Source organism: Nocardioides koreensis, assembly GCF_039531775.1.
GTDB lineage: Bacteria > Actinomycetota > Actinomycetes > Propionibacteriales > Nocardioidaceae > Nocardioides > Nocardioides koreensis.
Genome location: NZ_BAAAQR010000013.1, coordinates 30261 through 50694 on the forward strand (window position 1 = coordinate 30261; position 20434 = coordinate 50694).

The window sequence follows — 20434 nt, forward strand, 5'->3', positions numbered from 1 at the left end:
CAAATCTAGCGTGCGCGGCCCAATCGGCGTGCCCCCGGCGGATCCGTGGGACCCACCGGGGAGAATGCCCCCATGGCTGGGCGCAAGACGACGAAGGATCTCCCCGACGACTTCGAGGAGCACATCCTCGACACCGACATCAAGCAGGAGATGGAGTCCTCGTTCCTCGAGTACGCCTACTCCGTCATCTACTCCCGGGCGCTGCCCGACGCCCGGGACGGCCTCAAGCCGGTCCAGCGCCGCATCCTCTACACGATGAACGACATGCGGCTGCTCCCCGACCGCGGTCACGTCAAGAGCGCCCGCGTCGTCGGTGAGGTGATGGGTCGGCTGCACCCCCACGGCGACAGCGCGATCTACGACGCGATGGTGCGGATGGCCCAGCCCTGGTCGATGCGGGTGCCGTTCATCGACGGCCACGGCAACTTCGGCTCGCCGGACGACTCCCCCGCCGCCATGCGCTACACCGAGGCCCGGATGGCGCCCGCGGCCGTCGCGATGACCGCCTCCATCGACGAGGACACCGTCGACTTCAAGCCCAACTACGACAGCCGTGAGTTCGAGCCGTCGGTGCTGCCGGCCGCCATCCCGAACCTGATCGTCAACGGCACCACCGGCATCGCGGTCGGCATGGCCACCAACATGGCCCCGCACAACCTGGTCGAGGTGGTCCAGGCGCTGCGGCACCTGATCAACCACCCGAACACCGACGTCGACGGGCTGATGCGCTTCATCCCCGGCCCCGACCTGCCGACCGGAGGCAAGATCGTCGGCCTCGAGGGGATCCGCGACGCCTACGAGGCCGGGCGCGGCACGTTCCGGATGCGCGCCACCGCCCGCGTCGAGTCGGTCACCCCGCGCCGCAAGGGCATCGTCGTGACCGAGCTGCCCTACGGCGTCGGCACCGAGAAGGTCATCGAGCGGATCAAGGTCCTGGTCCAGGGCAAGAAGCTGCAGGGCATCTCCGACATCAAGGACCTCACCGACCGCGAGAAGGGCCTCCGGCTCGTGATCGAGGTCAAGAACGGCTTCCACCCCGAGGCCCTGCTCGAGCAGCTCTACAAGCAGACGCCGATGGAGGACACCTTCGGCATCAACAACGTCGCCCTCGTCGACGGCCAGCCGCGCACGCTGGGCCTCAAGGAGATGCTGCAGGTCTTCCTCGACCACCGCTTCGAGGTCGTACGCCGTCGCTCGCAGTTCCGGCGGAACAAGAAGGCCGAGCGGCTGCACCTGGTCGACGGCCTGCTGATCGCGCTGCTCGACATCGACGAGGTCATCCAGGTCATCCGCACCAGCGACGACTCCGGAGCCGCCAAGGAACGCCTGATGTCGGTCTTCGACCTCTCGACGGCCCAGGCGGAGTACATCCTCGAGATGCAGCTGCGCCGGCTGACCCGCTTCAGCCGGATCGAGCTGGAGAAGGAGCAGGAGATCCTGCGCCGGGAGATCGAGGAGCTCGACGCGATCCTCAGCGACGACAAGCTGCGCTGGAAGGTCGTCTCCGACGAGCTCGCCGAGGTCGCCAAGACCTACGGCACCCCGCGTCGTACCGTGCTGCTGGAGTCTGCCGGCACCACCGTCACCTCGGCGGCAGTGCCGCTCGAGGTCGCCGACGACCCCTGCTTCGCGTTCCTGTCCTCCAGCGGCCTGCTGGCGCGCTCCACGACCGACGAGGCCCTCGGCAGCGGCGGCGGCCGTGCCAACCACGACGTCGTGGTCTCCGCGGTCCGCACGAGCGCACGCGGCGAGATCGGGCTGCTCACCTCGCGGGGCCGGCTGGTCAAGCTCAGCGTCCTCGACCTGCCCGCGATCCCCGCCTCGGCCAACGACCCCAACCTGCAGGGCGGCGTGCCGCTGAGCGAGGTGCTCTCGCTGGAGGCCGGCGAGCGTGCCCTCGCGCTGTCCGCGCTGGCCGGGGACGGACCGGGCCTCGCGCTCGGCACCCGCCAGGGTGTGGTCAAGCGGGTGAACCCGGAGGTCCTGGGCCGCGACGAGTGGGAGGTCATCTCGCTCAAGGACGGCGACGAGGTCGTCGGCGCCCTCGACCTGGCCACAGGTGACGAGACGCTCTGCTTCATCACCTCCGACGCCCAGCTGCTCCACTTCGGCGCCGACGGCGTGCGACCCCAGGGGCGCTCCGGTGGCGGCATCGCCGGGGTCCGCCTGACCGCGGGCCAGCACGTCGCGTGGTTCGGGGCGGTCGATCCCACCGACGCGGTCGTGGTCACGGCCTCGGGCTCCTCGACCGCGCTGCCCGGCACCGAGCCCGGCTCGGTCAAGGTCACCCCGTTCTCGGAGTACCCGCCCAAGGGCCGCGCGACGGGCGGCGTCCGTTGCCACCGCTTCCTCAAGGGCGAGGACGCGCTGGTCCTCGCCTGGGCCGGCACCGGGCCCGCCCGCGCAGCCGCCTCGAGCGGCGCGCCGGTGGACCTCCCGGAGGCCAACGGCAGGCGGGATGGTTCGGGCGTGCCCGGCAGCCAGCCGATCGCGGCCTGCGCCGGACCGGTCGCGGTCAGGCTCGCCACCGCCCGTGTGGAAGGCTGATCGCATGCTGACGCGTCCCCGACGTACCGCCGCACTGGCGGCCGCCGTGCTGATCGCCCTGGCGCTGACGTCGTGCACCGACGCGAGCTCCTCGGCGGGTGACGGGAAGTCTCCCGAGGACGTCCTGGCCGCCGCCAAGGCGAAGCTCGACGAGACCAGCGGGGTCAACCTCAGCCTGACCACCGACGACCTCCCCTCCGACGTGACCGGCGTCGAGAAGGCGTCGGGCGTCGGCACCCACGACCCGGCCTTCGACGGCTCGATCACCGTGGTGCTGTCCGGGCAGGCGTTCGAGGTGCCCGTCGTGTCGGTCGACCAGAAGGTCTGGGTGCAGCTCCCGCTGACGCCGGGCTGGCAGGACATCGACCCGGGCGACTACGGCGCACCCGACCCGGCCCGGCTGATGAGCGACGACGAGGGCTTCTCCTCGCTGCTGCCGGCCACGACGGACGTCCAGAAGGGCGACAGCGTGCGGGGCGGCTCAGACAACAGCGAGGTGCTGACCGAGTACACCGGCACGGTCTCCGGCGACGTGGTGAAGAACATCATCCCGACCGCCTCCGGCGACTTCGACGCGACGTACACCGTCAGCGACGACGGCGAGCTCCGCGAGGCCGACCTGACCGGGGTCTTCTACAAGGACTCCGACTCGATGACCTACACCGTCACCTTCGACGACTACGGCACCGAGAAAACCATCACCGCGCCGTGAGGCGCCGATGACCGGCCGGCCCCGGCTGCTGCTCGGACTGGCGGCGATCGCCGTCGCCTTCGCCGCCGCCGACACCTACGTCGTGGTGCTCGCGCTGCCCGACATGATGGACAGCGTCGGCATTCCGATCGACCAGCTCCAGCGTGCCGCGCCGATCGTCTCCGGCTTCCTGCTCGGGTACGTCGCGATGCTGCCGCTGATCGGCAGGATCGCCGACCTCCGCGGCCGGGTCCCGGTGCTGGTGGCCGCGCTGGTGCTGTTCGCGCTCGGCTCCCTGGTGACGACGCTGGCCTACGACATGCCGACCCTCGTCGGCGGCCGGTTCCTGCAGGGCGTGGGGGGCGGCGGCCTGGTGCCGGCGACGCTCGCCCTGGTCGCCGACCTGTACCCCGCCGACCGCCGGGGCGTCCCGCTCGGTGTCGTCTCGGCCGTGCAGGAGCTCGGCAGCGTCCTCGGGCCGCTGTTCGGTGCGCTGGTGCTCGCCGTCGCCGACTGGCGGGCGATCTTCCTGGTCAACCTGGTCGTGGGGCTCCTCCTCGCGGCCGCCATCCGGACCGCCGCGCGCACACCCGCGGTCGAGGCGAGCGCGCAGCGAGTCCCCCGACCCCGCTTCGACTACGTCGGCCTGCTGCTGCTCCTGGTCACCCTCGCGTCCGGGGCGCTGGTCTTCGTCCGGCCGACGCCGGTGCTGCGCGACCTGACCTGGGGACAGATCTTCATCCCGTTCGTCGCCGACGGCCGCTGGCTCACGCCGGTCGGCGTGGTGGCCATCGCGGCCGCCCTGCTGCTCGTGGTGCGCTGCGCGACCGCGGCACGGCCGCTCGTGGACCTGCCCGCCTGGGTCCGGACCATGCGCGAGGCCGACCTGGTGGGGGCGCTGTTCCTGGCGGTCGCGCTGGCCGGCGTGATCCTGGCCTTCGCGACGGCCGACCCGAAGGTCCAGGTCTTCTCCGACCAGGGGGCGTGGTACCTCCTCGGCTCCGCCCTCGCGACGGTGGCCTTCGTCCTGCACCTCCGGCGCGCCGAGGCGCCGCTGGTGCCGCGCGGCGCGCTGCGGCGTACCCCCGCCTGGGGCGCGATGCTGGTGTCCTTCTTCGTCGGCGCCGCGCTGATCGCGGCCCTCATCGACATCCCGATCTTCGCCCGGACCACCGTGCACGCCGACTCGCAGCTGATGGCCGCCCTGGTGCTGGTGCGCTTCCTGGTCGCGCTGCCGGTCGGCGCGGTGGTCGGCGGCTACCTGACGCGCACGCTGAACGCCGGCCTGGTCACCGCCGGCGGGATGCTGCTCGCCGCGCTCGGCTTCGGGCTGATGAGCCGCTGGGGGCTGGACAGCCTCGACCACCTCTCGTCGAACCTGCCGCTGCTGCTCGGCGGCCTGGGCTTCGGCCTCGCGCTCGCGCCCGTGAACGCGGCCGTGCTCGCCAGCACCGACGACCTGGTCCACGGCCTGGCCAGTGCGCTGGTGGTCGTCGCCCGCATGGTGGGGATGCTGGTCGGCATCTCCGCGCTGACGACGATCGGGCTGCGTCGCTACTACGCCGAGCAGGCCGACCTGCCCTCCGCCCGCCAGGTCTGCGGCGACAGCACCCGGTGCGACGAGTTCACGCACCTGCTCAAGGTGGCCGGCATCGCCCAGGAGCACACGGTCTTCGCCGGCGCCGCGATCTGCGCCCTCGTGGCCGCGGGACTCGCGCTGCTGCTGTTCCGCGGCGCCCCCACCCGGGCGCTGGACCCGGGTGAGATGCTGCGCACCGCCGGATGAGGGTCGGCTAACGTGCTCCCCGTGGCTGACTTCGACGACCTCCTCGCCGCCAACAGGACCTACGCCGACGCCTTCGAGATCGGTGGCTTCGACGGCATTGCACACGCAGGGGTGGCGATCGTCACCTGCATGGACTCGCGCATCGACCCGCTGAACATGCTCGGCCTGCGCGCCGGCGACGCCAAGATCTTCCGCAACCCCGGTGGCCGGGTGACCGACGCGGCGCTCGAGGCGCTCGTGCTCGGCGTCCACCTGCTCAACGTGAACCGCATCCTGGTGGTCCCGCACACCCGCTGCGCGATGGCGTCCAGCACCGAGCAGGAGCTGCACGAGCGCGTGGGCCAGTCCGCCGGCCAGGACGTCTCCTGGCAGCGGTTCAACGTGGTCGAGGACCAGCTCACGGCTCTCGAGGAGGACATACACCGGGTGCGCGCGCACCCGCTGATCCCCGAGTCGGTCAAGATCGGCGGCTTCGTGTACGACGTGGACTCGGGGCTGCTCGACCAGAAGTTCTGAGCCACCTCAGCCGACCTCAGGCATCGAGCGCCTCGACGTCGACCTCGTAGGCACCCTGCACGATGAACTCCTTGCGGGGCGCGACCTCCGAGCCCATCAGCAGCTCGAAGATCCGCGCGGCGTCGTCGGCGTCGTCGACGGTGATCCGGCGCAGCGTCCGGTGGCGCGGGTCCATGGTGGTCTCCGCGAGCTGGTCGGCGTCCATCTCACCGAGACCCTTGTAGCGCTGCACCGGGTCCTTCCAGCGGACGTTCTTCTTCTTCAGCTCCGCGAGCTTTCGCTGCAGCTCGTCGTCGGAGTAGGTGTAGACGTACTTGTCCATCCCCTTCTTCGGGTTGGAGATCTCGATCCGGTGCAGCGGTGGCACGGCGGAGTACACCCGGCCCTCCCGGATCAGGTCCGGCATGTACTTGAAGAACAGCGTCGCGAGCAGGCAGCGGATGTGGGCGCCGTCGGAGTCGGCGTCGGCCATGAAGATGATCCGCCCGTAGCGGGCCGCCTCGAGGTCGAAGGTCCGGCCGGACCCGGCGCCGACGACCTGGATGATCGAGGCGCACTCGGTGTTCTTCAGCATGTCGCCGACCGAGGCCTTCTGGACGTTGAGGATCTTGCCGCGGATCGGCAGCAGCGCCTGGAACTCCGAGTTGCGGGCCAGCTTGGCGGTGCCGAGCGCGGAGTCACCCTCGACGATGAACAGCTCGGTCCGCTCGTTGTCGGCGGCCCGGCAGTCGGCGAGCTTGGAGGGCAGCGCGGAGGACTCCAGCGCGTTCTTGCGGCGCTGGGTCTCCTTGTGCTGGCGGGCCGCGATCCGCGTCTTGGACGCGCCGACGACCTTCTCCATCACGAGCTTGGCCTGGGCCTTCTCGTCCCGCTTGGTGGAGGTCAGGAACTTCTTCAGCTCCGCCGAGACCACCTTGCGCACGACGGTGCGGGCCGCCGGGGTGCCGAGGATCTCCTTGGTCTGGCCCTCGAACTGGGGCTCGGCCAGCCGCACCGTCACGACGGCGGTCATGCCCTCCAGCACGTCGTCCTTGATGACGTCGGCGTCGTTGACCTTGAGCGCCTTGGTGGTGCGCATGACGTCGTTGAACGTCTTGGTCACCGCCTGCTCGAAGCCGCTGAGGTGCGTGCCGCCCTTGGGGGTCGCGATGACGTTCACGAACGAGCGCAGCTCGGTGTCGTAGCCGGTGCCCCAGCGCGCTGCCACGTCGACCTGCAGCTCCCGCTCGACCTCCTGCGGGGTCATGTGCCCCTGGTCGTCGAGCAGCGGGACCGTCTCGGTGAAGGTGTCCATGCCCTGCAGCCGCAGGATGCCGGTGACCGGCTCGTCGGCGGCGAGGTACTCGGCGAACTCCGCGATGCCGCCGTCGTGGCGGAACTTCTCCTCGACGGGCGTCTCGCCCCGCAGGTCGCGGATCACGAGCTCGAGGCCCGGCACGATGAAGGAGGTCTGCCGGGCCCGCCCGAGCAGGCCCTCGAACTCGAATGTCGCGTCCTTGGTGAAGATCTGCCGGTCCGGCCAGAACCGGATGCGGGTGCCGGACTTCCCCTTCGCCACGCGGGCGCCCTTGCGGGTCAGACCGGACTGCGCGGTGAACTCCGCCGTCGGGCCGTCACCCTCGAACACGCCCGGGACACCGCGGCGGAAGCTGAGGCCCTGCTGCGCGGGCGAGCGGTCGACGTCGATGTCCATGCGCGAGGAGAGCGCGTTGACCACGGAGAGCCCGACACCGTGCAGGCCACCGGTCGCGTTGTAGGAGCCGCCGCCGAACTTGCCGCCGGCGTGGAGCTTGGTCGCGACCACCTCGACACCGGGCAGCCCGGTCTTGGGCTCCTTGTCGGTGGGGATGCCGCGCCCGTCGTCGTACACCTCGACGGAGCCGTCCTGGTGCAGGGTCACCTCGACCCGGTGGGCGTGCTCGGCCAGCGCCTCGTCGACGCCGTTGTCGATGATCTCCCACAGGCAGTGCATGAGCCCGCGGGTGTCGGTCGACCCGATGTACATGCCGGGACGCTTCCGGACCGCCTCGAGGCCCTCGAGGACCAGCAGGTGTGCGGCGTTGTACGTGTTGTCGATCGTCGGCTCCCAGCGTGCGCAAATCCGGTTGTCGTGCGGGGACGAATCTACCCGCGACACGCCGGACGACGCAGAAGGCTCGCCTGCCGGGGCGTGACGGTGGCCGGGTCTAGCGTGGGCGCCAGTCATCAGCAGCGCCCCACGGTGTGGGTGACGTCACGATGTGGACACGATCGGGTCTCCGGCTCGGCGTTCCGCAACCCGACTCAGCACCCACGCGTCACACTCGCAGGGCCGATCCAGTGCCAACTGAACAGGGCTAGACAACTTCCTCCCCAATATTGGCTTCCCGATGTGTGGGAACCGGGAGGGCGGGGAAGACCCACCATGATTGGATGACGTGTCCGGTCACACGGGGGGACGGGAATCTTTGGGGCCCGCCACTACGTTGAGCAAGACACGATGATCAGAAATGAGGCCGATGTGACCACTGCAGTTGCCCCCAGCCCCGCCGCGCTGACCGCCGCGGACCGCTGTGACCGGTGCGGAGCGCAGGCCTACCTCCGTGTGGAGCTCCAGACCGGCGGCGAGCTTCTCTTCTGCGCCCACCACGCGCGGGAGCACGGCGACAAGCTGCGAGAGATCGCGGCCAACGTCGTCGACGAGACCCACAAGCTCTCCAACACCCCCGCCATCGCGCCCGAGGGCGAGATCTGACCGACACCCCCAGCGACTCGACGGCCCCGGACCTGTGTCCGGGGCCGTCGGCATTTCCCCGTGTGCGAGGGTGTGCGGCGTGAGTCCGCTGGAGGTCTGCGTCGCCCTGCTCATCCTGGTCGGGATCGTCGGCGTCGTGGTGCCGGTGCTGCCCGGCTCCGTGCTGGTCCTCGGCGCCGTGCTCGTATGGACGCTCGTCCAGGGCGGGGCGACCGCGTGGACGGTCCTGGTGGTCGCCACCGCGTTCCTCGCCGCGGGCGCGGTGGTCAAGTACGTCGCGCCGGGCCGCCGCCTGCAGCAGGCCGGGATCCCCTCCTCGACCCAGTGGTGGGGGGCGCTCGGGGCGCTGGTCGGCTTCTTCGTGGTCCCCGTGGTGGGCCTGTTCCTCGGCTTCGTCGTCGGGGTGTACGCCGCGGAGCGCCGCCGCGTCGGGCACGCCGACGCCTGGCCGTCCACCCGGGCGTCCCTGCACGCGGTCGGCCTCAGCATCCTGATCGAGCTGGCGGCGGCCGTGCTGGCCGCCGCGACCTGGGTCGTCGGGGTGGCCGTCAGCTGATGGCCGTCCTGCTGTCCCTGCTCGCGGCCCTCTCCTACGGCCTGGCCGACTTCGTCGGCGGGGTGACCTCCAAGCGGGTCAGCCCCTGGTCGGTGGCGCTGGTCGCCCAGCTCGGCGGCGCCGCGCTGGTCTTCCTGGTGACCCTGTGGGTGCCGGGGTCGCCCACCCGCTCCGACGTCGCCTGGAGCGTCGTGGCCGGCCTGGGCAACGGGTTCGGCACGGCGTTCCTCTACCGCGGTCTCGCCGCGGGCCGGATGGGGGTCGTGGCCCCGATCTCCGGCGTGGGCGCGGCCCTGGTCCCCGTCGCCGTCGGCGTCCTCACCGGCGAGCGCCCGGCCGCGCTGGTCTGGGCGGGCATCATCCTCGCGCTTCCCGGCATCTGGCTGGTCGCCCGCGAACCCGCCACCGGTCCGGGGCCGCTGGGCGCCGGCCTGACCGACGGTGTCCTGGCCGGCCTGGGGTTCGGCTCCCTGTTCGCGGCGCTCGCGCAGATCCCCGAGGGCGCCGGGCTGGTGCCCCTGGCCCTCAACCAGGTGGTCGCGGCCGTGACGATCGTCGCGGTGGCGGTGCTGCTCCGCTCCCCCTGGCTGCCGCGGGACCCGCGCGTCCTGGGCGGTGTGGTCAGTGGCGCCCTCGGCGCCCTCGCCACCGGTGCCTTCCTGGTGGCGACCCACAGCGGCTACCTGACGGTCACCGCGGTCATCGCCTCCCTCTACCCCGCCGCGACCGTGATGCTCGCCGCGTCGCTCCTGCGCGAGCACGTCCATCGCGCCCAGGCCCTGGGCCTGGGCCTGTGTGCCGTGGCGGTGTCCCTGGTGGCGGCGGGCTGAGGGTTGCATTCCAGGGCCCGGGGTACACAGGTGACATGAGTGACGCGTCCGCCACCCCGCCGACCGAGCCGGCCACGGAGCCCACGACGAAGCCCGAGCCGGTCCCGGGCCGCGATCCGCTGCGCGGCTCCCGGACCAGCGGCATCTGGGTCGCGGTGGTCGGGCTGGGCGTCGTCCTGCTGCTCCTGATCATCTTCATCGCCCAGAACACCCAGACCGTGAACGTGTCCTACTTCGGCTGGGACGGCGAGGCGCCGCTCGCGGTGACCCTGCTCATCGCCACGGCCGCGGGGCTCTTCCTGGCCGCGGTGGCCGGCAGCCTGCGGATCCTGCAGCTGCGGCGGCGGGTGCGCCGCGAGAAGAGGCACTGAGCCCCTCAGGCGGGCGTCGAGAGCGACAACGCGAAGTCGCCCGCCTGATCGGTCCACCAGTGGGTCAGCCGCAGCCCGGCCTGCGCCAGCTCCGCCTCGACGCTCTCCCGGCGGAACTTGGCGGAGATCTCGGTGCGCATCTCCTCCCCCGCGGCGAAGGTCACGTCCAGGTCCAGCCTGCTCACGTGCACGGTCCGGTCGCGCACCGAGCGCAGCCGCATCTCGATCCACTCCCGCTCGGCGTCCCACACCGCCACGTGCTCGAAGGCATCGGGGTCGAAGTCGGCACCCAGCTCCCGGTCGAGCACGACCAGGACGTTCTTGTTGAACGCGGCCGTGACGCCCCGGGCGTCGTCGTACGCCGCCACGAGCCGTTCCGGCGACTTCACCAGGTCGGTGCCGAGCAGGAAGTGGTCGCCGTCGGTCAGCGTGGCCCGGACCTCGGCGAGGAACGCCGCGCGCGCGTCGGGCTCGAAGTTGCCGATCGTGGAGCCCAGGAAGGCCAGGAGCCGGTGGGGCCCACCGGGCAGCTCCCCCAGGTGGCTCTCGAAGTCCCCCACCACCGGGGCCACGTCGAGGCCCGGGAACTCCTCGGCGACCGCCGTGCTCGCCTCGCGCAGCACCGCCGGGTCGACGTCGAAGGGAACGAAACGGGTCAGCGTGCCGGCGTCGCGCAGGGCCCGGAGCAGCAGCCGGGTCTTCTCCGAGGTGCCGCTCCCGAGCTCGATCAACGTCTGCGCCCCGGTGGCCGCCGCGACCTCCTCGACCCGGTCGCCGAGGATCTCGCGCTCGGCTCGGGTCGGGTAGTACTCCGGCAGCCGGGTGATCTCGTCGAACAGCTCGCTCCCGCGGGCGTCGTAGAAGTACTTCGGCGGCAGCGTCTTCGGGGTGCCGCCCAGGCCGGCCCGGACGTCCGCGGCCATCTGTTCGGCCAGGCTGCCCGGGCCCAGGTGCACGGCGAGGTCGGAAAGCGTCATCGGTCCTCCAGTCGGGTTGCGGTGAGCCCGTCCGGGGTCACCTCGAGCAGGTGGTGGTCGGGGACGTCGACCCAGCGCGGGTCGTCGTCCCAGGGTTCGCTGGCCACGACGACACCGTCGGGCTCGACGAGGTAGCTCAGCGGGTCGCCCCAGCTGACGGCGAGGATCCGCGTGCCGTCGGTCAGCAGCAGGTTCAGCGAGGCCTCCGGGTCCAGCCGGGCGACCTCGCGCACCGTCCGCCCGACCTCGTCCACGCCGGCGGCGAACACGTGGGCGGCGAGCACGGCCGAGTCGCACACCGACTCGGCGTCGCCGCGGGCCGGCAGGACCGCCCGGTCGACCCGGCCGTTGTGGGAGAGCAGCCAGCGCCCGTCGGTGAACGGCGCGGCCGCGCTCTCGTCGAGGGGCATCCCGACGGTGGCCGAGCGCACGGCGGCGAGCACGGCCCCGGAGCTGAGCACCGGGGAGACCGACGCGAAGGACGCATCCCCCCACAGGGGGCGCGCAGAGCGCCAGCGCACCGGCTCCGGCCGGTCGGGCGCGAAGAACCCGACCCCCCAGCCGTCGGCGTTCAGCAGCCCGCGCTGCTGGCGGCGCGGGGCGTAGGACTGTCGCAGCAGCCCGTGCGAGGGGTCGAGCACGAGCGAGGCGAGCGTGCGCGGCCGTCCCAGCCACGCCAGGTGCCTACACAACGTCCCAGGCCAATCGCACGCCCGAGAAGATCTGCCGCCGGACCGGCAGGTCCCAGTTGCGGAACGACGGCCGGACGGCGGCGCCGCCGACCGCCCAGGAGCCGCCGCGGAGCACCCGGTAGTCGCCGCCGAAGAACGGCGCGCTGTAGTCGGCGTACAGCATCGGCGTGAAGCCCGGCCACGGCTCGAAGCCCGAGGAGGTCCACTCCCAGACGTCGCCGATCATCTGCTCCACGCCGTACGCCGACGCCCCCGCCGGGTAGGCGCCCACCGGCGCCGGGCGCAGCGCATCACCGCCGAGGTTGGCCAGCGCGGGTGTCCACTCGGTGTCGCCCCAGGGCCACCGGCGACGGCGTCCCCGCTCCGGGTCCCACGCACAGGCCTTCTCCCACTCCTGCTCGGTGGGCAGCCGCGCGCCGGCCCACGCGGCGTACGCCTCGGCCTCGAAGAAGCAGACGTGCTGGACGGGCTCGTCCGGCGCGATGTCCTCGACCAGCCCGAAGCGCCTCCGGGACCCGTCCGCGGCCCAGAACAGCGGGCGCTCCAGGCCTGCCTCCAGCCGGTGCGCCCAGCCGCGGGGCGACCACCAGCGCTGCTCGTCGTAGCCGCCCGCGGCGACGAACTCCTGCCACTGGGCGTTGGTGACGGGCACCCGCCCGATCCGGAACGCCGGCAGGTCCACGGTGTGTGCGGGGCGCTCGTTGTCGAGCGACCAGGGCTCCTGGTCACCGTCCACGCCCAGGGTGGCCGGGCCGGCGGGCACCAGCACCGAGCCCTCGGGGACCGGCCGGCCGGGCGGGAGCGGCGCGCCGTGCCCCAGGATCGGGCTGCCGTCGCGCAGCTGGTGGGTGGCCAGCATGGTCTCGACGTGCTGCTGCTCGTGCTGCTCCACCATGGCGTACGGGAAGAGCCCCTGCTCGTCGGCGTGCTCCAGCCCGTCGAGCACGCGGCCCCGGACCTCGGCGATGAACCCGCGGGCCTCGGTGGGGCTCAGCAGCGGCAGTGCCACCCGCCGGGCCCTCGGGTGCTCGAAGGCGTCGTAGAGGCTCTCCACCTTGGCCGACAGCAGCCCCTGTGCCGCGGCGTTGCCGCCGCGCAGCAGCCAGAGGTCCTCCTGCTGGCCGATGTGGGCCAGGTCCCAGACCAGCGGGCTCATCAGCGCGCTGTGCTGGGTGGTCAGCTCGTGGTCGTCGAAGTCGGTGAGGCGGCTGGTGCGCTCCCGCGCGGCCTCCAGTCCTCGGGCGGTGGTCTCACGCACGGGCTTCCTCCTCGAGAAGTCGCAGTGGTCCGTGGGTGCCGGCCCGGGCGCGGAGCTCGTCCCCGACGCAGCGCCCGTCCTCGGCCAGCTCGGCGATGGTGGCGACGTCGGCCGCCAGCCCGGCCGGCGCCCGCTCCGCCGCGAGCCGGGCGCAGCCACGGGCCGCGGCCCGCACCGCCGGGTCGGCCGTCCCGCGCCGGGCGGCCACCTCGGGTTCGCGCGACAGCGGCTCGCACAGCTCCGCGGCCCGGTCCGCGGCGACCGGGTCGTCGGCCAGGGTGGCGGTGAGGGCCGCGAGCGCGGGCCACCAGCGGTCCGGCAGCGCGTCGAGGCAGCGGATCTCGAGGTACCCCCGCGGCCGGACCGGCGGGAAAAGGGTCGTGAGGTGGTGGTCGAGGTCGGCCGCGGTCGCGGGGCGCCCGAGGCTCGCGGGGTGCCGCAGCCACTCCGCGAAGGACAGGCGACCCGTGACGGGCACCAGCCGGTCACCGTCACGGACCATCATCACCGGCGCCGCGAGGGCGTAGTCGGCCCAGCGCTCCCCCGGCGCCCCGGGCGGCAGCGCGCCGGTGCGACCGCGGTCGATGCCGGACCAGGCCTGCTGGCGCGCGGAGTGCCAGCCCGTGGCGCGACCCGCGAGGTACGCCGACGTGGCGGACAGGGCGACCAGCACCGGCACCAGCGAGTGCAACAGGTCCATCCGGGCGGTCCAGCCCCCGGCGGGCCCGGCGTCGAGGTTCACCTGGAGGGCGGCCGTCGCCGTCATCATGGCGCGGCCGGGCCCCGGACAGCCGACGGCCTCGAAGTGGCGCTCCATGGCGGCGTAGCGCGGGTGCGGGTTGATCCGCCCGGGCTCGCGGGCAGGGTCGGTGCCCAGCGCGGCAGCGCCGAAGCCGGCCGCGGCCAGGGCGGAGGCCAGCACCGCCCGGTCCGCGCGCAGGGCGGCGACCGCCGCGCCGACGTCGGGAAGCGGGGGCGTGGAGAGCTCCACCTGTCCCCCGGGCTCGACGGTGACCGTGCTGCCCGCGGGCATCGCCGGGAGCGCGGCCACGAGGGCCTGCACCCGGGCCCAGCCCGGCCGGCGGGGCGGCTGCGCCAGGTCGACGAGGTGGAGCTCGAGCTCGAGGCCGACCTGCCGCGCGGTGCCGGGACGCAGGGCGGCGGCGCTGACGCGCTCACGCGCGGCGGCGACGGGGTCGGCCACGCCGGCGAGCGCGTCGCTCGCGGAAGCTGTCTGAGCGGACATCCGCCCCCTCCAGGTCCGGACCGGCCCCCGGCGAGCTCGCCGGCGACCGCGGGTCGGTGCGGGGGCGGCCGCGGTGGACCGTCCTCGTCGTACGTGCTCTGTCCCACGTACGACTCCATGCTTACCCGATCATCGCGCCGAGCCCAACCGTCCGCGCCCGGAGCTCAGCGTTCCGTCGCCTCCGCGTTCCCACCGCGGGCCCGAAATGCGGCTCGCCCGCCGCGGCCGGGGCCGGGCGGGCGAGCAGGGTTCGTGCCGAGGTCAGTCCAGGTAGTCGCGCAGCACCTGCGAGCGCGACGGGTGGCGCAGCTTCGACATGGTCTTGGACTCGATCTGGCGGATCCGCTCGCGGGTCACGCCGTAGACCTTGCCGATCTCGTCGAGGGTCTTCGGCTGCCCGTCGGTCAGGCCGAAGCGCATGCTGACCACGCCCGCCTCACGCTCGGAGAGGGTGTCCAGCACCGCGTGCAGCTGCTCCTGGAGGAGCGTGAACGACACGGCGTCGGCCGGGACGATCGCCTCGGAGTCCTCGATCAGGTCGCCGAACTCGGAGTCGCCGTCCTCACCCAGCGGGGTGTGCAGCGAGATCGGCTCGCGGCCGTACTTCTGGACCTCGATGACCTTCTCGGGGGTCATGTCGAGCTCCTTGGCCAGCTCCTCGGGCGTGGGCTCGCGGCCCAGGTCCTGGAGCATCTGCCGCTGGACGCGGGCCAGCTTGTTGATGACCTCGACCATGTGCACCGGGATGCGGATGGTCCGGGCCTGGTCGGCCATGGCGCGGGTGATCGCCTGGCGGATCCACCACGTCGCGTAGGTCGAGAACTTGTAGCCCTTGGTGTAGTCGAACTTCTCGACCGCACGGATCAGGCCCAGGTTGCCCTCCTGGATCAGGTCCAGGAAGAGCATGCCACGGCCGGTGTAGCGCTTGGCCAGCGAGACGACGAGGCGGAGGTTGGCCTCGAGCAGGTGGTTCTTGGCGCGGCGGCCGTCCTCGGCGATCCACTCCAGCTCCTCGAGGAGCTTCGGGGTGATCTTGCCGCCCTTGGCGAGCTTCTCCTCCGAGAACAGGCCGGCCTCGATCCGCTTGGCGAGCTCGACCTCCATCTCGGCGTTCAGCAGCGGGACCTTGCCGATCTGCTTGAGGTAGTCCTTGACCGGGTCGGCGGTCGCGCCGGCGACCATGACCTGCTGCTCGGGCTCGCCGGTGTCGTCGGCGTCCGAGACCACGAACGTGGCGGACTTCTCGTCCTCCTCGATCGTGGGGTCGGCCTTGACGTCCTTCTCGAACTGCTCGTCCGGGACGTCGGGGAGGATCTTCTTGCCATCGGGACCGATGACCGGGGCCGCCTCGACGACCACCTCGACCTCGGGCTCGGCGGCCGCCGCCTTCTTGGCGGCGGTCTTCTTGGCCGCCGCCTTCTTGGCGGGGGCCTCGGCCGCCGCCTTCTTGGCGGGCGCCTTCTTGGCGGTCTTGGCCGTGGTGGTCTTGCGCGTCGAGGTCGCGGCGACCGCACGGCTGCTGGAGGCGTTCACGTGCACCGAGATGCCCAGCGCACTCAGGTGCATGAGCAGGGCCTTGAGGTGGCGTGGCTCCACCGCCGCGTCCTCACTGGCCTGGCGCACCTCCTCCGGCGTCAGGCTGCCGGTGGGGGTGCCCCGTTCGACCAGGGCCACGACGGCAGGGTGCGACAGCACCTCGGCAGGAAGCATCTTGCGTGCGTTCGAGGACACGAACACCTCTCGTCAACTGGCAGTTCAGACCACGTGGGCGCGGCGAGGCCCGGATACGTCAAGGCCGCCCGGTCATTCTGCCACGGGTGCGGTGAGGGACCGGCATTCGCCCCGGGCCCGCAGGCGGAGGGTGCGAGGTACGCCGCACTCATCCGGCCTTGGCGGCCGCCTTCTTCTGCTTCTTGTAGTCACGGACCTTCTGCAGCGAGGCCTCGTCGACCACGTCGGCCACCGAGCGGTAGCCCTCCTCGGCGTACGCGCCGACCGCCTGCTCCCACCCCTCGGGGCGGACACCGAGCTGCTTGGCCAGCAGCGCGACGAAGATCTGCGCCTTCTGCTTGCCGAACCCGGGCAGCTCCATGACCCGCGCCAGCAGCTCCTTGCCGGTGGTGGCCTCGGTCCAGAGCCGCTCGGTGCGGCCGTCGTACCTGTCCTCGACCAGCGCGGCCAGGGCCTGCAGCCGTGCCGCCATCGAGCCCGGGAACCGGTGGATCGCCGGCGGTGTGGCGCACAGCGCCGCGAACTCCTCGGGGTCGGCGCTCGCGATCCGGGCCGGCTCCAGCGTCCCGAAGCGGTCCAGCACCTTCGCCGGGCCGCGGAACGCGTGCTCCATCGGGTACTGCTGGTCGAGCATCATCCCCGCGAGGAGCGCGAACGGGCTCTCGGAGAGGACCTGGTCGGCGGCGGGGTCTCCGGTGATCTGGATGGCCATGGGCTCATCCTGCCGCAGCGCCGACGTTGCCTCTAGCATCGGGCGATGACGTCGTCCCCTGAGCTCACGACCGACGGTGCCGAGCGCGTCGCCCTGGTGCTGGACGCCGGCGGTGCCCGCTCGGCGTACCAGGTCGGGGCGCTCGAGGTGCTGCTGCCGGCGCTCGCGGAGCGCGGCCAGCGCCCGACGCTGCTGCTCGGCACCAGCGCGGGCGCCCTGCTGAGCGCCGCCCTGACCGCCACCGCCCACCTCGACGCCGAGGAGCAGGCCGCGCTGCTGCTCGACACGCTGGGACGCGCCACCAAGCGCAACGTCATGCAGCCGCTGTGGCGACAGGTCCCGGTCGTCGCGGTCCGCTACGCCTCGGAGACCCTGGGCATCTCGCGGTTCCGGCTCCGCGGGCTGTTCGGGACCGCGCCGCTGGCGCGGACCCTGGCCCGGGCGATCGACTGGCCGGCCCTGCACGGCAACGTCGAGCGGGGCGTGGTCACGGCGAGCGCCGTCACCGCGACCACGGTTCGCAGCGGCCGGGTGACGATGTTCACCGAGACGGCCGGGCCGGAGGCGGCGTTGCCCCAGCCGCCCGTCGAGCACCACCGCTGCTACGTGCGGACCCGGCTCGGTGTCGAGCACCTGATGGCCTCCTCCGCGATCCCGGCCCTGTTCCCGTCGGTGCGCGTCGAGGAGCCCACCGAGGCGGCGGGGTGGTACGTCGACGGCGCGACCCGCCGCCGCTACCCCCTCGCGCCCGCCCTCGAGCTGGGTGCGGACCGGATCGTGGCGGTCGGCACCGGCAGCCTCCACCCGCCGGAGGACGACCCCGACCTCGACGTCGCCGGGGTCGACCTCGGCGACGGTGCCGCCACGCTGCTGGGCGCGGTGATGGACGACCCGCTGCGCCACGACCTGCGCCGGTTCGCCGCCGTCAACGCCGAGGCGGCCGACCCCGACATGGCCCCGCACCTCAACCGGCACCGGGAGGCGCGCGGTCGCGCGGCGTACCGCGCCGTGCCGTACGCCGCGGTGGCGCCGCAGCGGGGCGAGGAGCTGAGCCGGGTGGCGATGGAGGTGTTCCGCGCCAACCACGGCAACCTGCTGAGCACCCTCGGCGACCCCGACCTGCAGGTGGTCCACCGCATCCTCGGCAGCGACAGCCCCCTCCAGGGCGAGCTGCTGTCCTACCTGATGTTCGACCCGGACTTCTTCGCCGAGGCCGCCGACCTCGGACGGCGCGACGCGCGCCGCTGGCTGGCCTCCGACGAGGGGCTGTGGCGCACCGGGCCGCTCGACCCTGCCGGCGGCGTCAGTCGCCTGCCTTGACCGCCAGCACCGGGCAGTGCGCGTCGAGGAGGATGCGCTGGGCGTTGCTGCCGAGGATGAGCTTCCCCACCGGGGAGCGGCGACGCAGCCCGATCACGATCAGCTCGGCGCCGTTGGCCTCGGCGATGCTGATCAGGTCCTCGGCCGGCTCGAAGCCGCGCACCAGCTGGCGCAGGTCGTAGCTCACGCCGGCCTCGTCGAGACGGGCCCGCACGGCGTCCATGTCCTTCTCGGCCTGGATGGCCGCGTCGCCGTCGAACTCCTGGCCACCCCGGTGGGAGTTGACCACCACGAGCTTGGTGCCACGCAGCTTCGCCTCGTCGATCGCCTTGCTCAGTGCGGCATCGCCCTCAGGCTTCGGCACGTAGCCCACCACGACGGTCCCCATCGGCCCTCCTCATCTCGCTTCGACCGGGTATCCGGCCCGTGAAATTCACGCTACCGGTTCGTGGCCCGCCGGGGCAGCCTGTGGACGAACGGCGCGCGGCGGGTCTCGCATCGGGCAGGCTGGCGGAGTCGGCCGAGGGGGCCGAGGGAAGGGGCCTGGTGGAAGGGATCGAGGAGCCGGTCAGCGGCCGGCTGTACCAGGCCTTGCGCCGCGCCGTGCTCGAGCACGTCACCTCCGAGCGGCGGCGGGTCTTCGGTCCGCTCCTCCACGTCGGCACGCCGGGCGAGCGCGAGGACCTGTTCGCGCCGGACCCGGTCGACCCCGCCCCCGAAGGTCGCGGCCCGTTGGACCAGGCGCTGCGCGCGGACGTGGTGGCAGCGCTGCTGCGCCGGCACCGGTCCGCGAGCCCCGCTCCCCTGGTCTGGCTGACCCGCCCGGGCGAGCTCTGCCTGCAGGACGTCGACGCCGCGTGGCTGGCGGCGGCGCGGACCGCGGCCGCCGAGGCGGACCTGCCGCTGACCATGGTCGTGGTCACCCGGCAGGGCTGGTGGGACCCGCGCAGCGGCGCCACCCGGACCTGGCGGCGGCTGCGGGCCCGGTGATCACTCCCAGGTGTGCACCGGCTCGTTGCTGTGCATCCCCTGGCGGTACTCCAGCAGCGTGGCCCGCAGCGCGTCGAAGCGCTCCATGTCGGAGCGCGCCTGCATCCGGCGCACGAACCATTCCGCGCCGTTGACCCCGGTCAGGCAGCGTTGCTCGATGATGCCGAGCAGCCGGTCGCTCTCCTCGCCCGAGGCACCCCAGGCGTCCAGGCCCTCCTTCGCCATCGGCAGCAGCCGTCGCAGGATCAGCTCGGTGGCGCGGACCTGGCCGACACCGGGCCAGTAGATCTGGGCGTCGATCCCCTGCTGGGCCGCGACGTGGAAGTTCTCCTCGGCGGCGCTAAAGGACATCTGCGACCACAGCGGCCGCTCGCTCTCGGCGAGGGCGCGGACCAGGCCGAAGTAGAAGGCGGCGTTGGCGATGGTGTCGGCGACCGTGGGGCCGGCCGCGAGCAGCCGGTTCTCCACGCGCAGGTGCGGAACCCCGGCGGCGATGTCGTAGACCGGGCGGTTCCAGCGATAGATGGTGCCGTTGTGGAGCCGGAGCTCGTGGAGCGTCGGGGTGCCGCCCGCCTCGAGGACCTCGAGCGGGTCCTCCTCCTCGGTCACCGGCAGCAGGGCCGGGAAGAACCGGACGTTCTCCTCGAAGAGGTCGAAGACCGACGTGACCCACCGCTCGCCGAACCACACGCGGGGCCGCACGCCCTGCGCCTTCAGCTCCTCGCTGCGGGTGTCGGTGGCCTGCTCGAAGAGCGGGATCCGGGTCTCGCGCCAGAGCTGGCGGCCGAGGAGGTACGGCGAGTTGGCGGCCGCCGCGAGCTGGACGGCGGCGATGGCCTGCGAGGCGTTCCAGTACGCCGCGAACTGGTCCGGCGACGTCTGCACGTGGAACTGGGTGCTGGTGCACGCCGCCTCCGGCACGATCGAGTCGGCGGTCGTCTCCAGCCGCTCGGGGCCGGAGATCGAGATCGTGATGTCCTCGCCGCGTGCGTTCAGGATCTGCTCGCTGAGCAGCTTGTAGCGCGGGTTCGCGCTCAGGCTGGCCAGGCTCATGTGCCCCTCGCCGAGCGTGGGCAGGATGCCGATCATCACCATGTGCGCGCCGACCTCGGCGGACTTGGAGTCGGCCTCGTTGAGGCTCTCGCGCAGGGACTCCTCGAAGGTGGTCAGCCCGCCCTCGCGGAGCTTGGCGGGCGGCACGTTGATCTCGACGTTGAACTGCCCGAGCTCGGTCTGGAACTCCGGGTTCGCGATCGCGGCCAGGGCCTCGGCGTTCTTCAGCGCCGGGTCGCCCATCTCGTCGATGAGGTTGAGCTCCACCTCGAGGCCGGTCATCGGGTCGTCGGTGTCGAAGCGCGCCTCGCGCAGCATCCGGGCGAAGACGTCGAGGCAGCGACGCACCTTCTCGCGGTGCCGCGTGCGGTCCGCCCTGGAGAACTCCTGCAGCTCCACCTCTTCGCCCATGTCGGAACCCTAA

Annotated in this window: 19 protein-coding genes; 10 read left to right on the forward strand and 9 right to left on the reverse strand. The window is 72.5% G+C overall.

The window, feature by feature from the left end; translation table 11 throughout:
* Positions 1-72 precede the first annotated feature (72 nt).
* The 4 genes from ABD268_RS18360 to ABD268_RS18375 are packed head-to-tail and all read left to right on the forward strand — an operon-like array spanning position 73 to position 5540.
* Positions 73-2547 (forward strand): DNA gyrase/topoisomerase IV subunit A, encoded by a 2475-nt coding sequence (locus ABD268_RS18360; RefSeq protein WP_344155708.1) that lies wholly within the window; start codon positions 73-75, stop codon positions 2545-2547.
* 4 nt (positions 2548-2551) lie between these two features.
* On the forward strand, positions 2552-3259 hold the full coding sequence (locus tag ABD268_RS18365; protein WP_344155711.1) for an LppX_LprAFG lipoprotein: 708 nt from the start codon (positions 2552-2554) through the stop codon (positions 3257-3259).
* Positions 3260-3266: 7 nt separating this feature from the next.
* Complete coding sequence (locus ABD268_RS18370) at positions 3267-5024, forward strand: MFS transporter (protein ID WP_344155714.1); 1758 nt, start codon at positions 3267-3269, stop codon at positions 5022-5024.
* 21 nt (positions 5025-5045) lie between these two features.
* Positions 5046-5540 (forward strand): beta-class carbonic anhydrase, encoded by a 495-nt coding sequence (locus ABD268_RS18375; RefSeq protein ID WP_344155717.1) that lies wholly within the window; start codon positions 5046-5048, stop codon positions 5538-5540.
* 16 nt (positions 5541-5556) lie between these two features.
* Here the strand turns inward: ABD268_RS18375 and ABD268_RS18380 are convergent, their stop codons facing one another.
* On the reverse strand, positions 5557-7641 hold the full coding sequence (locus ABD268_RS18380; protein ID WP_344156034.1) for a DNA gyrase/topoisomerase IV subunit B: 2085 nt from the start codon (positions 7639-7641) through the stop codon (positions 5557-5559).
* Positions 7642-8019: 378 nt separating this feature from the next.
* Between ABD268_RS18380 and ABD268_RS18385 the strand changes: the two genes are divergently transcribed.
* The 4 genes from ABD268_RS18385 to ABD268_RS18400 all read left to right on the forward strand — a co-directional run bounded on the left by ABD268_RS18385 (position 8020) and on the right by ABD268_RS18400 (position 10031).
* Positions 8020-8274, forward strand: coding sequence for a DUF7455 domain-containing protein (locus ABD268_RS18385; protein WP_344155720.1), 255 nt, complete (start codon positions 8020-8022; stop codon positions 8272-8274).
* A gap of 79 nt (positions 8275-8353) precedes the next feature.
* Complete coding sequence (locus tag ABD268_RS18390; RefSeq protein WP_344155723.1) at positions 8354-8830, forward strand: DUF456 domain-containing protein; 477 nt, start codon at positions 8354-8356, stop codon at positions 8828-8830.
* Positions 8830-9660 carry an EamA family transporter gene (locus tag ABD268_RS18395; protein WP_344155726.1) on the forward strand — a complete coding sequence of 277 codons (831 nt, stop codon included), beginning with the start codon at positions 8830-8832 and terminating at the stop codon, positions 9658-9660. Before ABD268_RS18390 ends, ABD268_RS18395 begins: the two co-directional genes overlap by 1 nt.
* 35 nt (positions 9661-9695) lie before the next feature.
* Positions 9696-10031, forward strand: a complete 336-nt coding sequence (locus tag ABD268_RS18400; protein ID WP_344155729.1) for a LapA family protein — start codon at positions 9696-9698, stop codon at positions 10029-10031.
* Positions 10032-10036: 5 nt separating this feature from the next.
* On the opposite strand, the gene egtD is transcribed toward ABD268_RS18400, so the two are convergent.
* From egtD to ABD268_RS18430, 6 genes are all read right to left on the reverse strand, one after another.
* Positions 10037-11008, reverse strand: a complete 972-nt coding sequence (egtD, locus tag ABD268_RS18405) for an L-histidine N(alpha)-methyltransferase (RefSeq protein ID WP_344155732.1) — start codon at positions 11006-11008, stop codon at positions 10037-10039.
* On the reverse strand, positions 11005-11700 hold the full coding sequence (gene egtC, locus ABD268_RS18410) for an ergothioneine biosynthesis protein EgtC (protein WP_344155735.1): 696 nt from the start codon (positions 11698-11700) through the stop codon (positions 11005-11007). The genes egtD and egtC overlap by 4 nt, the downstream gene beginning before the upstream one ends.
* Entirely contained in the window at positions 11693-12958 is a 1266-nt protein-coding gene (gene egtB / locus ABD268_RS18415; protein WP_344155737.1) for an ergothioneine biosynthesis protein EgtB, read from the reverse strand. Before egtB ends, egtC begins: the two co-directional genes overlap by 8 nt.
* Positions 12951-14204, reverse strand: a complete 1254-nt coding sequence (gene egtA / locus ABD268_RS18420; RefSeq protein WP_344155740.1) for an ergothioneine biosynthesis glutamate--cysteine ligase EgtA — start codon at positions 14202-14204, stop codon at positions 12951-12953. Before egtA ends, egtB begins: the two co-directional genes overlap by 8 nt.
* A 261-nt stretch (positions 14205-14465) precedes the next feature.
* Positions 14466-15914 (reverse strand): RNA polymerase sigma factor, encoded by a 1449-nt coding sequence (locus ABD268_RS18425; RefSeq protein ID WP_425573757.1) that lies wholly within the window; start codon positions 15912-15914, stop codon positions 14466-14468.
* 169 nt (positions 15915-16083) lie between these two features.
* Complete coding sequence (locus tag ABD268_RS18430; protein WP_344155743.1) at positions 16084-16647, reverse strand: HhH-GPD-type base excision DNA repair protein; 564 nt, start codon at positions 16645-16647, stop codon at positions 16084-16086.
* Between the two features lie 45 nt (positions 16648-16692).
* On the opposite strand from ABD268_RS18430, the gene ABD268_RS18435 reads away from it, so the two are divergent.
* The gene (locus tag ABD268_RS18435; protein ID WP_344155746.1) at positions 16693-17967 is read left to right on the forward strand and encodes a patatin-like phospholipase family protein; all 1275 of its coding nucleotides are present in this window, start codon (positions 16693-16695) and stop codon (positions 17965-17967) included.
* Here ABD268_RS18435 and ABD268_RS18440 read toward each other — a convergent pair.
* Positions 17951-18355, reverse strand: a complete 405-nt coding sequence (locus ABD268_RS18440; RefSeq protein ID WP_344155749.1) for a universal stress protein — start codon at positions 18353-18355, stop codon at positions 17951-17953. The two genes, ABD268_RS18435 and ABD268_RS18440, sit on opposite strands and share 17 nt — an antisense overlap.
* A gap of 158 nt (positions 18356-18513) precedes the next feature.
* On the opposite strand from ABD268_RS18440, the gene ABD268_RS18445 reads away from it, so the two are divergent.
* Positions 18514-18957: a hypothetical protein gene (locus ABD268_RS18445; RefSeq protein WP_344155752.1), complete on the forward strand. Its 444-nt coding sequence runs from the start codon at positions 18514-18516 to the stop codon at positions 18955-18957.
* Here the strand turns inward: ABD268_RS18445 and ABD268_RS18450 are convergent, their stop codons facing one another.
* Positions 18958-20421, reverse strand: coding sequence for a glutamate-cysteine ligase family protein (locus tag ABD268_RS18450; protein WP_344155755.1), 1464 nt, complete (start codon positions 20419-20421; stop codon positions 18958-18960). It lies immediately after the preceding gene.
* Positions 20422-20434: the final 13 nt, after the last annotated feature.